This window comes from Peptostreptococcus porci, assembly GCF_009695815.1.
GTDB lineage: Bacteria > Bacillota > Clostridia > Peptostreptococcales > Peptostreptococcaceae > Peptostreptococcus > Peptostreptococcus porci.
In genome coordinates, this window is record NZ_VUNE01000002.1 from 297,556 (window position 1) to 311,512 (window position 13,957).

Genomic DNA, 13,957 nt, shown 5'->3' on the forward strand with positions numbered 1-13,957 from the left:
CCTCCATTAAAAATATTATTATGATATCGTTATCATATATATTATACATTATTATTAGAAATTTAACAAGAACTTGATACACTAGTATACCATATAATGAAAATAAAGAACCGATCTCTCAATCATTAGATTTTGGGCTCTAACTTTTGAGAGTCGGTTCATATTAAATGAGGTCCTATTATTTTTTAGCTGTATCGTTTATGTCTTGATAATCCAATGACAGCAAATACCATCAACAGACCTCCTACAAATATAAATTTCAAAGCTCCGTCGCCTCCAGTTTTTGGATACGTGCCTTCATCATTTACCAATTGTATTTGCACTACATCACTTTCAACAGCTTTCACTATTTTGACCTTATCAGCCAGAGAAAAATTGCTGTCAACAACATATTCAGTGGTTGATCCATCTTTCAACTTTGCTGGAATAATGATATTTCCACTGCTCTCAATATAGAATGGTATTGCCTTATTTAGCAACTTATACCCAGTTGGAGCTCTCAACTCTCTCAAATAGTACAATCCACTCTCAAAATTGTCGTTCTTATTATTAAATGTGAAGCTGGCATCCTCTGAACTCAAGTTCGCTATTTGACCATTATATGCACCATTTTCCGTAGCTATATCAGGATCTTTAGTTATCATTAGTCTTGCAGAATTTATAGAATCTCTTCTAACAATCGGATCTCCATTCTTGTTGATTTTTTGTATTTTTAATTTTACCTTTTTCGCATTTCTTTCATTCTTCACTTTTAAAGTGATTTTGTTTGAAGAAAGCTGGCTATAGTCTACAAATATTTTGTTTGTTTCAGATGACCCTGAATATATAGGAAATCCGCCTGACGTATTTGCATTAGAATTACCTACCAAAGTGGAGTTTCCAACAACCTTCCAAGCAGTTGTATTCTTCATTACTCCTCCACCATGCTCTTGCTGAGTTTCAACCAGATCCAACAATATTGTATCCACCTTTGTATATCCCTGAGGTGCTTCAATCTCAACCAAAGCATAACGACCTAGCTTGTCTGCCAGTTGTGGCAACTCTACCCTACCATGATTTAATGTAAACTCTTGAACAGGTACTAATGAATGAATCTGTTCTTCCGTTACGCTACTAGCATTATCCGGTATTTTATACAGATTAAACTTTGCATTATATTCTTTTCCTTGATTATTATCGTTTATTGGATTTTTATTTGTATCAACTTTTTCCAATATCAAAGAAGGATTTTGAATATTGCCTACAAGAGCTATATTGTTATCAGAATTTGTATTTTCTTGCATCGAAGGCGTAATCGTATTTGTTACATTGTTATAAGTTTTTGCACTTATCTCCTTGATTGCAAACCATTTATTCAAGACTTCCTTATTATTTACAAACCTGATATATCTAGCGTATATAGCCAAATCATTTTCACTGACATCACCTTGACGTGAGTTGTCATTGTTGTATCGCTTGTACACTTGCCAATTAGCATTGTCCAGCGAATATTCCATACTGAACTCTTGCATTCTATCATTGTTGTTAGAAGGTTGTCCTTGCAAGAATTTAACCGCACTTACCAACTTTGCACTGCCCAAATCTATTCCAACGTATGTTCCAACTCTTATATTGTCTGTACCATTTCCGCCCAGTGTGTTGTTTGGATCGGTATTATTCCATATAGAAGATGTATTCAAATTTCCATCTATAGCATTGTTGTCAGTTGAGCTATCAGGATGTTGGCTCAATAGCTGATGCTTTATCAGACTCTTTGATGAATCTGCAATCACATAGTTGGTATTTGCAGAGGATAATTTGAAGAAATGAATATTGGCATCATCATCAACTATAATTTTGTAAATTGCATTTTTGTCCTCTACATATCCTTCTGGTGCATTGACTTCCTCCAATAGGTATTCTCCCTTTGGCAATAATTCAAAAGTAAAGTTTTCATTTGCATTTTGTCTAATTTTTCTTGGCTCAAAAGTGTCATCTCCAACTTTAGTCAGTCTAAACTCCATTTCTCCATTTATAAATCTACCATAATTTTCAATTCCATTTATACGCTTTGATACTGTAAACTTTGCAAGTTTTACTTCATCGACAACATCTATACTAAACGATCCATTTTTCTCCGTCAAATTGCTGGTTAATGTGTTGTTTGGATCCGAAATTTTTCGTATTTTTAACGTTCCATTTTCTTCATAGACTTCAACTTCGATTGGAGATATTTTTTTGTGTCCCAATGGAGAACTGATTTCCTCCAATATGTATCTACCTCTGTCTAGGTTAGGGAATACAAATGAATTTACATCTGTATTTTCTCCAACAGTCACATTATACTTATCACTATCCTTGCTTTTTAACCTGAATACTGCGCCCTTAAGTATGTTCATATCTTTTTGACTATACTTATTTACACGTAGACTCGTCAACTTCTTATTGTCTATTTCAGGAATGTTATTTTCATCGTATTTATTTCCATCAATCGTTATATTTTGACTGTTAGTGATAGTAAGAGTATGTACAGTCGGATCTAACATATATCCAGAATTCGCTTCTACTTCTTTGAAGGTATATGTTCCAGCAAATAGATTATCAAACTGAACTATACCATTTTCATCTGAATGAACTGTACTGTATGGGTTTCCGTCTTTGTAAATGGTAAATATAGTTCCAACTAGAGGTCTTTTCACTCCATTTGATGTGTGTATTTTTTTGAATTTTACTGAATACCAGTCGGTTGGATACGCACCACCCATAGCGCCAGTATCAGTGGCACGACGGTATATTTTTTGTGATCCACCAACACCACTGTAATGCGCTTTTTGCGCAGCATTGTAATAAAAATATCCATTTGTTAAGGAACCTTTTCTCATCTTAATACGTGCGACCAATGCCTTATTTTGAAGGTTCTCATAGTAAAACTCTAATGTATTATTTGATGTGAACCCATCAAAGCTTGGGTTGGATGTATTTTCAGGTTTGATAAATACAGCAACTCCATATTCTCTTCCGTCAGCACGTGGAAGGAAATAGTGATACTGTGTCCTACCACTCTTCTGCGATGTTCCTTTAAACTTCATCTTTACTGGATTGGTATATGATGCTGCTGCAGTGGCATCTGCAATATAAAATTCTATATCTTCTGGAATACTTCTGTCAACATTACCATAAGTATATAGACTCATTTGAGGATGAATCAAATCCCAAAAATAGTTTGATTTATTTCCTATGTCACTACCACCTGTGTTGTACATCAAATCCCATGTTATAGAATCTTCAGTTTGTGCATACTCATATTTATTAACACCGTCAAACTCGTGTAAATCTCCTTGATTTGATCCATTGTTCGTAGCGTTTAAGCGTCCATTCGTCTCAACTGTACTTTCACTGTTAATACTTCCACCTACATAACTCGTTTTAAACGATAAATTTTTATTTATAATTGTAGACTTGGTGTTTTCCCATGCATACCATTCAGGTAGATTTGGAGCCACACCGGTCAAATATGGACCTCTAAATGATGTATCATTATTTTTCTGAATTATATTTCCTGAATTATTTCCAATAGTGTACCAACCATCATATTCTTGAACTGAGTATGCATCTTTTGTCAAAACAAATTTTATTTTTCTATCCTCTGTATGGTATACCTTTGCAATTGTTTTGCCTGTATTAGGATCCACAACAGGTGTCCACTCTTTATTAGGATTGGCAGAGTGGTCAAGCTTTAAATCTGCTGGAATCTCCACCGTAAAGCTATCTCCCTCTCTTGCATATGGAGGTATCTTAAAAGCCATTTTTAAATGCCCACTGAATCCACCCCAAACAGTGCTTCCACTTTGATATTTTATATAGTTAATATCTACTGGCTCAATAGATGTTATACCATACTGACCAGATGCTGGAGGTGTGTATTTTGTTTCGTCTTTTTTATTGTTAAATGTATATTTCAAATTTTCCCAATCGAACTCCGCTGATGAAAGCATATAACCTGATTGTATGTCTTCTTCTACCTCATATGATATACGTTTCTTTGTAGCTATTGAGCCACTTCCCTCAAATTTTGGAACATCTGGTATTGAAATTGTAGTTTGACCAACAGATAGATTTTTTTTAACATTATTAAACGATCCACCATTAACTGTAAACAACACCTCTACTGGAGTAGTTCCCGTTGCCCAATTTTTATTTATTATCAAATCGCCCTTTAATGCTTCCAACTCTGCTCCTGTAATAGTATGGTTTTTCTTTTCATTTGATACATTTGTTATCGTCTTTACGACCACCTCTGCTCCTGATGGAACATTATCGACTGTTATTTTATTGTTTGATACTTGACTTTGTGAATATGTTTTTTCTGACAACAATGTATAACCACCATCTGCTCCAAGCTGGTATATCATCATCTTGTGTTCATGAACGGATTGAGATGAATCGACAGCTACATCAAACTCATAGTTTTGATTTGATGTAGACGTATTTAGTCTTGACTTCGTCCATTCTATGACTCTGTCATTGGAATCACGATACTTTCCACTGACCCTTGAATCATTTGTAGTATTGACTGTATTCATTTTTAGATTATGCAAGACATCTCCTGCACCTATGGGTTGCGTTAGACTACCTGACGTCAGTATTTCTTTTTCTTCATTCGTATTTATTATAGACTGTTCACCATTACTGACCAAAGTTGTGCCTGGAGTTGCTTGATACGTTACTTTTGAATTATAATCTAATGTGTATTGGTTTCCAGGAACTTTAATCGGAGTCTCTATTAGATATGTATATGTTCCATTTTGGATTGGTAGCTTACTAGTTGCGGACTTGAAATCCGATGTAGCAAAATTCGTTATTGTCTTATCCGATAGTTCTACTCCGTCTTTCTTTATAGATATAATTTTAGGTTCACCAAGATCGGAGCTTTCAGACGCCATAAAATTATTTTCAATACTGTTTATATAATTGCCGACACCATCTATTGTCGTCTGATATTCCCATATTATCTTGGTTTCTCCTGTGGAATCATTTACAACGACCTCTTTCTTTTTTAATGCACCATCTTGATTATAATTCTTGGTAACACCCGGTATTTTTATGGTTATTGGATCAAAAATATACTTGAAAATAGATTCTTCTTTAGTGATAGTAGTTGTAGTTCCATTAGGATTTGTTATATTGGTTATGCTACTACTTGAACTACTATTAGAAGTGTCTGCAAAAGCAGATAAACATTCCCCTAATAAAAATACAAATGCCATCAATATATATGCATATATATTGCCTCGCTTTTTTCTCATAATTAATTCTCCATTTCATAAAATCTAATATTTAAGTTATAAAAATCAAACATTTTTATTATATACTAAATTTATTTAAAAAACAATATAGATAAAAATATATTCTATATTTATTTGCAAAACAATTTGTATTTTTTATGTTTTATTTTTCTGCTTTTACATTTTTAATTTAGAAGACTTGTTTTTCTTTTAGAGTGTGAATAGAATGTGAAAAAAACAATGGCGAGAATACTCTCGCCATTGTTTACATTCCAATTTTATCAATCTATAAAAAGACTTATTTATTATCTTTAAATTCTCTACTTCCAGGCTTTACCAAATCTATTTTTCCTTCATTACATAACGGACAATCATCAGATTCATACACCTGTATATCTATATCAATAGCACTATATATAGGCATTCCAATATCATCCTTTGTTCTATTTGCAATACATGCAACACCGATTACATTTCCACCAAGTCCTTCAAGAACCTTTTTTGTTTCAATTGTAGACTTACCAGTAGTTACCACGTCTTCGGCTATTATTATTCTAGCTCCTGGTTTTACTTCAAATCCTCTTCTAAGCTCCATTATATTATTTTTTCTTTCTGTAAATACAGTTTCTTTTCCTAACTGTCTTCCTAGCTCATATGAAACGATAACGCCTCCCATTGCAGGACCAACGACCAAATCTATATCCAAATCCTTAATCTTTTCTACTACCAGGCTAAGTATTTTTTCAGCTTTGTCTGGGAATCTTAGCACCTTTGCACATTGAACATATCTATTTGAATGCTTTCCAGATGAAAGCAAAAAATGTCCTTCTAATAGCGCATCACATTCTTTTAGTATTTCAATTACATCTATCTTATTTTCCATTATATCCTCCAATTGCTTTTTCTATATATTATTTCTTATATTATCCCTTATATTGTTCCTTATATTATTCCTCGAATTTCATCAAGTGATTTTATTCCTCTTGAATCCATATAGTAATTCAGTTCATCTATTATTTCTTTTCCGATAGTTGGATTGACAAAATTTGCAGTACCTATTTGAACACAGGCTGCTCCAGCCATAATAAATTCTATTACATCTCTGGCACTCATAATGCCACCCATACCGATTACCGGAATTTTTACAGCCTTACTCACTTCATATACCATTCTTAACGCAATAGGCTTGATTGCTGGTCCTGAAAGCCCTGCTGTAATATTTTCAAAGACAGGTCGTCTATTTTCCACATCAATTGCAAGAGCCTTGAATGTATTGACCAGTGAAACTCCATCAGCACCTTCTTCTTCACACACCCTTGCCATTTCAACTATATCCTCTGCATTAGGTGATAGCTTGACAATAAGAGGCTTTGAAGTAGCTTTTCTAACTGCTCTTACAACTTCTCTGGCTACTTCTGATTTTATTCCAAAAGCCATTCCTCCATGTTTTACATTGGGACATGATATATTCAATTCCACAATATCAAAATCTTTGTCATTCAGCAACCTTGCGCCTTCTACATAGTCATCTTCGCATCCACCGCCTAGATTTACTATCCTACAAGTATCAAGCTTTGAAAAAGACGGCAGCTCGTTTTTGATAAAGCCTTTGACACCAGGGTTCTCAAGACCAACACTATTCATCATTCCAGATGGCGTTTCATATACTCTAAGCCCGTTATTGCCATCTCGTTTTTCAAATGTAAGCCCTTTTGAACTTATTCCGCCAAGAGAATTTACGTCATAGATTTCTCCATATTCTCTACCAAATCCAAACGTTCCAGATGCCATGATGATGGGATTTTTTAACTCTATTCCACATAAATTTACTTTTAAATCAGCCATTATAATATCACGTCCTCTCCCCAAAATACCGGTCCATCTTTGCAAGTTCTCTTATTTCCATCTTTTGTTTTGCAAGTACACACCAAGCACGCACCTACGCCACAAGCCATATGATTTTCCAGAGATACCTGAACCCTTACATTCGTATCCTTCGTCAAATCCAAAATTTTTTTCATCATTGGAGTTGGACCACAAACAATTAAATGATCGTATTTATTGAAATCGATAATATCTGTAATAAATGTATCCCCTACAGTCGTAAAAAGATTATCACATACATTTTCAAAATCGTCGACAGCAATTCTATCTTCCCTAAATCCTAAATAAACGTCGCAGTTAGGAATATTTTTTGCAACCATGTAGAGTGGTGCGATTCCTACACCACCACCTATCAAAGCAACTCTTCCACCTACTTTTTCAAATCCGTTTCCATACGGACCTTGTAATTCAATTTCATCGCCTTTTTTGAGATTTGAGATTATTTTTGTTCCCTCACCTACGACCTTATAGAGAAAGCTAATGCCCTCCTCATCTATATCATATATACTTATTGGTCTAGAAAGTAACGGATATTTGTCCCAAGCTCTTAGCATAAAAAATTGACCCATCTTTGCCTCAAACGAGCCCTCAATCTTTATGTGAAACATTCCTTCGCCCACATATTTATTGTCTAAAACATTATATATCATTCAATCTATCTCCTTACTTACTTATACCAAGCAGCTTCATTATCAATGCCATTCTGACATACATTCCATACTGAGCTTGCTCAAAATACATCGCCCTGCTATCGATATCAACATCAGTCGAAATTTCATTGACTCTAGGTAGTGGATGCATTACTATCATATCTGACTTTGCATTCTCCATTTTTTTTGAATCAAGAATATATACGTCTTTCAATCTTTCGTATTCATCTCTATCTTCAAATCTTTCTCTTTGGATTCTTGTCATATATAGTATGTCCAGCTCTGCAATTGAATCGTCTAAACTATTGGTTTCAATGAATTGAGTATCGCCCAAATCATTCAATACGTATTCGGGCATTTTTAATTCTTCCGGAGAAATAAACACAAATTTGATGTTTTTGTATCTCGACATCGCCTTTGCCAAAGAATGTACTGTTCTTCCGTATTTTAAATCGCCACACATTCCTATTGTAAGGTTGTCTAGCCTTTTCATACATGATTTTATTGTAAGTAAATCTGTTAAAGTCTGAGTTGGGTGTTGATTTCCTCCATCACCAGCATTGATGAATGGAACACTACTGACTGAAGCTGCCTGTTGAGCAGCACCAGATTGTGGATGTCTCATCGCAATAATATCCACATATTTAGATACCGTCGTAATCGTATCTTCCAAGCTTTCTCCCTTTGAAACAGATGAAGCATTTGGATCTGAAAAGCCTATTATCTTCCCTCCCAATCTACTCATAGCAGATTCAAAGCTAAGTCTAGTTCTCGTTGACGGTTCATAGAATAAAGTAGCCATTAAATATCCTTCACATACCTTTATATATTCTCTTGGATTTTGTTTAATTTGCATACCAAGTTCAATTATTGAGTCGATTTCTTCGACTGTGAAATCATCTGGCTTTACTAAATGTTTATTTTTCATATTTTCCTCCTTTTTGGCCTCACGGGACCAAATTAAAATACAGAATAAATATCTTCTTAGAAAGATTATCATTTTTTTGGTGGTTTTGTCAATCATTATTTTTATTGTTTACAAAAATAAAAAAAATAGCGTTGATTAAATTTCCACACTCATCCTTCGATAAAGTATGAAAATTATCATCAACGCTAAATTTCTACAGCCTATATGCTGCTGTTTTTGTATTTTATTATTGATACTACTATATTAATGGTTGCCTTTGCCACTTGAGCAGGATCCACATCCACTTTTACTACAACCGGAGCATCCTCCGCTCTTTCTTAATTTTTTGATACTAAAGCCAACCACAACAGCCAAGACTATCAATACTAATATTGTTGGCAAATTCATATTATCGCCTCCTAAAAACTATTTACCACTTTCAGCAACGGCACTTTTTGCCCCTTCTTTTGCTTCTTTCGGTTTTCTAAACATTAGGTAAAGCATTGCTACAAATATGGCGCCTGCAACGTAAGTCCATACTGTAGCCGGATTGCCTAATAAAAACACATTGGCAAACTGGAATACCATCAATGATATTGAGTATGCAAACACCATCTGATATCCCAATGCGAACCATGTCCATTTTGCACTACGCATTTCTTCTCTTATTGCTCCAACAGCTGCAAAACATGGTATACACAACTGGTTGAAAAGCATAAAGCTTAGACCAGAAGCCATAGTGAAAACTGATGCTGCATATTTTATCATTGAATCAGTATCTGGTCCAACTTCACCCAATCCAGCTACTACACCAAAAGTAGATACTACAACTTCTTTTGCAACTAGCCCTGTCATTGTCGCAACAGTTGCTGCCCAGTTTCCAAATCCAAGAGGGCTGAATATTGGTGCAAATGTTCTACCTATCGCCTCCAAGATAGAGCTACTGTCCTCAGAAAATTCCACAAACTCGAAGCTAGTTGATATATTTTGAAGGAACCAAATTGCTATAGTCGCTAAAAGAATAACTGTACCTGCCTTTACTATAAATGCTCTTACTCTATCCCATGTAGTTCTCAATACATTAGAAACCAACGGCATATGATATTCAGGCAATTCCATTACGAATGGTGCTGGGTCTCCAGCAAAGCTTTTTGTCTTTTTCAAAATTAAGCCTGAAATAACAACTGCAAGAATACCAGCAAAATAGCAAACTGGAGCAAACCACCAGCCATTGGCTCCAGCGAAAACAGAGGCTGCAAACAATGCAATAATATCTGTTTTTGCACCACATGGCATAAATGATGCAACTATAATCGTCATCTTTCTATCGTTTTCATTTTCTATAGTTCTTGTAGACATTATTCCTGGAACAGAACATCCTGTACCTATCAAAATAGGAATAAATGATTTTCCAGATAGCCCAAACTTACGGAATATCCTATCGAGAATAAATGCAATTCTTGACATATACCCTATATCTTCCAATATTGAAAGGAATAGATACAATGTCGCTATAATAGGAGTAAAACCAAGTACTCCTCCCACACCGGCAATCACACCATCTACAATCAAGCTTGTAAGCCAAGGTGCAACGCTAGCGCCTTCCAAATAAGCTTTAACAGATCCTCCTATCATCTCACCAAAGAAGTCATCATTTACCCAATCGGTAATATCTGCACCAACTATTCTTACCGAAACATAATATATCAAAAATATTATGGCAGCAAATATTGGGATTGCCAAAAATCTATTTGTAACAATACTGTCTATTTTGTCACTAGTTGTCATTCCGCTTCTACCCTTTTTTACGGTATCTGCCACAACACTAGAAATAAATGTATATCTATTATCAGTTATAATTCCCTCTCCATCATCGTCAAACTCTTCCTGAGCTCTTTTTATTATATCTTCTACTGTCTTTCTCTCTGCATCAGATATTTGTAGATTCGCAGTCGCCTTTTCATCCTCTTCAAACAGCTTTACTGCATACCATCTACTATTTTCAGACATACTTACACTTGAAACCTGTGACTCAATTTCCTTAATATATTTTTCGACATCCTCATCAAATGAATTGATATGAACATGATTAGTTTTTGCTACACTAATTGCAGTTTCAATTACTTTATCGATGTTTTTATTTCTCAATGCAGAAATTTCCACAATTGGATATCCCAACAATCTACTCAACTTATCGACATCTATCTTATCGCCGTTTTTATGAACGATATCCATCATGTTTAAAGCAATAACGACAGGTATTCCTATCTCTGATAGCTGCGTAGATAAGTATAGATTTCTTTCAATATTAGACGCATCGACCACATTCACGATAACGTCCGGTTTTTCATTGATTAGATATTCCCTACTAACCACTTCTTCAAGTGTATAAGGAGATAGTGAATAAATTCCCGGTAAATCGGTAATTTTTATCGACTTATCTTTTTTATATTTCCCTTCTTTTTTTCTACGGTTACTCCAGGCCAGTTTCCAACATACTGATTTGAGCCAGTTAACGCATTGAAAAGCGTTGACTTTCCACTATTTGGATTTCCGGCTAATGCTATAGTGATACTCATTTTTTCCCCTTTCATATTATATTATTTATTTTGATTATCATTTTCAATCAATTAACAGCAACAACCAATTACATACCTTGTTGGAAATGTAATCAGCTTATGTCGTCAATTACCATTAGTCAATTGGTTCAATTTCAACCAACGAAGAATCTTCTTTTCTCAGTGTCAATTCATAACCTCTTAACGAAATCTGCACAGGATCACCCAAGGGTGCAACTTTCCTTATAAATACCTCTGCATTCTTAGTTATTCCCATGTCCATAACTCTTCTTTTTAAAGGTCCTTCGCCATGAATTTTCTTTACCTTGTAAGTTTTTCCTACTTCGGATTCCCTTAACGTCAACATTACCTAACCTCCATATTAAATAGTTTTTTAATTTCCATATATTAAACCAAATAATAATGCTCGAATAAATAACAATAAATACCACACAATTAGATATGTAGCATTATTAGTGATAACAATATAATGGATTAAAAAATTTTATTGTAGTTTGAATAAATCAAACTTACTTAATTTATAATGATATTCTTTATCATTTACAAAATAAAAAATATCCAATATTACTATATTGGAGAAACCATGATTCTTTGGGAAATATCCATTCCTATTCCTACTCTACTGTCCTTGATATTTACAATTAAGTTTCCAGAATTAGAAGAAACGACTGAAACCACAGCACCTTCAATAAATCCCATATTTGCTAACTGTTTTTTTTGTTCATCTTTTATTTTTATCTTGACAATTTTCATTTGAACACCAGTCGGTGCAAGTGCTAAATTCATCTCTTTCCTCCAATATATTTAACAAAATTATTATTACATTTTTAGTATAAGGCAAATTATTATCATTGTCAATCTATTATTGAAATTATTTTCCGCTTGATTACAATTTTATATATCGAATATAAAAGCATGTCATTCCAACATTATCACAAATTATTATCATGCTTACCTTAAAATTCTTTTTTTAAAATTTCTTTTTCTATTTTAATTTTATTTTTTTATGCATTGATAAAATGCGACACAAAATAATATTTAATGTAAAAGAAAACAAAAAAGGTGTGGCTTTGATAACTAAAGGTGATGAATTTTACGAGATGAATTGCATAAAGAAATAATTATAAATATTTTTTTATAAAAATATATACTATTTAAATCAATTATTATTCAAAGTCCCTTGTTGTGCATTATAAAAGGAGATTGAAATCAATCTCCTTTTAAAGTAATTGTAAAAAAATAATATATTATTGATAATTGAAACCAATATCTGTTTTATTTATTACTTTTTCAATATAGATTTAAATCTTAGTACCATCCTCTAAGCTTCATTGCTGTAGCAACTCTCTTTACAGAATGCATATAAGCAGCTTCTCTAACTGTTACATTGTATTCTTCTTTGATCTTCCAAAGTGCTTCGAAAGCTTTAACCATTGCTACATCTTCTTTTTCTTCAACTTCTTTTTCTGACCAGTAGTATCCGTATAAGTTCTGTACCCATTCGAAGTAAGAAACTGTAACACCACCAGCATTAGTTAAGATATCTGGAGTAAGAACGATTCCTCTTCTGTTAAGAACTTCGTCACCTTCTGGAGTTGTAGGACCATTAGCCGCTTCACAAACTAATTTAGCCTTTATTAATTCAGCAACTCTAGCGTCAATTGAGTTTTCAAGAGCAGCAGGAACAACGATATCAACATCGCATCCCCAGAATTCGTCCATTGAAATAGCTTTTGAACCAGGGAAATCTAATAGGTTACCCTTTTCAGCTCTGTAATCCATCATAGCCTGGAAATCTAATCCATCTTCTTTGTATATTGCATAAGAACCAGCTTCTTTACACCATTCAGCTATAGCAACAACTGTTCCGCCTAACTTCTGAATATTCTTAACTGTGTAAGCACCAACGTTACCGAATCCCTGTACAGCAACCTTTGCCTGCTTCATATCAATTCCTAATTTCTTTGCAGCTTCTCTAGCAGTAACAGCAACACCGTATCCAGTTGCTTCATTTCTACCTTCTGATCCACCAAAATCTAATGGCTTACCAGTAAGAGTACCTATTGCAGAAACACCTGTTAACTTGTTGTATTCATCAACCATCCATGACATTATCTGACCATTTGTATTTACGTCTGGAGCTGGAACATCAACTTTTTCACCTATTAATTTGTATATACCTTGGATATATCCTCTTGATAATCTTTCAAGTTCTCCAGTAGATAATTCAGATGGATCTACTATGATACCACCCTTACCACCACCGTAAGGTATACCAGTTACTGAACACTTAAATGTCATCCAGATAGAAAGAGCTTTAACTTCTTCCAATGAAACGTTCTGATGGAATCTTATACCACCCTTAGTTGGACCTACTGCATCATTATGCTGAGATCTGTATCCTTTGAATACCTTTATTGAACCATCGTCCATTTTAACTGGGATATTAACTTCAATAACTCTTCTAGGTTCTTTCAATAGTTCGTAAACCTGTGGTTCCATTCCTAACTTATCGCAAGCATTCTTAACTTGTGCCTGTGCCATTTCAAATACATTTGCCATTTGTAAGCCTCCTTATGAATTAAGTTCTCTTAAATTTAATATTATTGTACTGATAGGAGAATTTTCCAACAAATCTTTTTAAATCGCATTTCTCAACACACTAAAAATAGT

Annotated in this window: 9 protein-coding genes and 1 pseudogene; all 10 read right to left on the reverse strand. The window is 34.1% G+C overall.

What is annotated here, in order from left to right; all coding sequences use genetic code 11:
* Window positions 1–185: 185 nt before the first annotated feature.
* The 10 genes and pseudogenes from FYJ71_RS05435 to gluD all read right to left on the reverse strand — a co-directional run bounded on the left by FYJ71_RS05435 (window position 186) and on the right by gluD (window position 13,846).
* Window positions 186–5,285 (reverse strand): SpaA isopeptide-forming pilin-related protein, encoded by a 5,100-nt coding sequence (locus tag FYJ71_RS05435; protein ID WP_154537801.1) that lies wholly within the window; start codon window positions 5,283–5,285, stop codon window positions 186–188.
* A 277-nt stretch (window positions 5,286–5,562) separates the two neighbouring features.
* Window positions 5,563–6,147 (reverse strand): orotate phosphoribosyltransferase, encoded by a 585-nt coding sequence (pyrE, locus tag FYJ71_RS05440; protein ID WP_154537802.1) that lies wholly within the window; start codon window positions 6,145–6,147, stop codon window positions 5,563–5,565.
* 59 nt (window positions 6,148–6,206) lie between these two features.
* Window positions 6,207–7,109 carry a dihydroorotate dehydrogenase gene (locus FYJ71_RS05445; RefSeq protein WP_154537803.1) on the reverse strand — a complete coding sequence of 301 codons (903 nt, stop codon included), beginning with the start codon at window positions 7,107–7,109 and terminating at the stop codon, window positions 6,207–6,209.
* Entirely contained in the window at window positions 7,109–7,798 is a 690-nt protein-coding gene (locus FYJ71_RS05450; protein ID WP_154537804.1) for a dihydroorotate dehydrogenase electron transfer subunit, read from the reverse strand. The genes FYJ71_RS05445 and FYJ71_RS05450 overlap by 1 nt, the downstream gene beginning before the upstream one ends.
* Before the next feature lie 13 nt (window positions 7,799–7,811).
* Window positions 7,812–8,726 (reverse strand): aspartate carbamoyltransferase, encoded by a 915-nt coding sequence (gene pyrB / locus FYJ71_RS05455; RefSeq protein WP_154537805.1) that lies wholly within the window; start codon window positions 8,724–8,726, stop codon window positions 7,812–7,814.
* 243 nt (window positions 8,727–8,969) lie between these two features.
* Window positions 8,970–9,113: a FeoB-associated Cys-rich membrane protein gene (locus FYJ71_RS05460; protein ID WP_154537806.1), complete on the reverse strand. Its 144-nt coding sequence runs from the start codon at window positions 9,111–9,113 to the stop codon at window positions 8,970–8,972.
* A gap of 18 nt (window positions 9,114–9,131) precedes the next feature.
* Window positions 9,132–11,284, reverse strand: a pseudogene (gene feoB / locus FYJ71_RS05465) (ferrous iron transport protein B).
* A 115-nt stretch (window positions 11,285–11,399) separates the two neighbouring features.
* Complete coding sequence (locus tag FYJ71_RS05470; RefSeq protein WP_154537807.1) at window positions 11,400–11,630, reverse strand: FeoA family protein; 231 nt, start codon at window positions 11,628–11,630, stop codon at window positions 11,400–11,402.
* Between the two features lie 221 nt (window positions 11,631–11,851).
* Entirely contained in the window at window positions 11,852–12,070 is a 219-nt protein-coding gene (locus FYJ71_RS05475; protein WP_154537808.1) for a FeoA family protein, read from the reverse strand.
* A gap of 522 nt (window positions 12,071–12,592) precedes the next feature.
* Entirely contained in the window at window positions 12,593–13,846 is a 1,254-nt protein-coding gene (gene gluD / locus FYJ71_RS05480) for an NAD-specific glutamate dehydrogenase (RefSeq protein ID WP_154537809.1), read from the reverse strand.
* Window positions 13,847–13,957 lie beyond the last annotated feature (111 nt).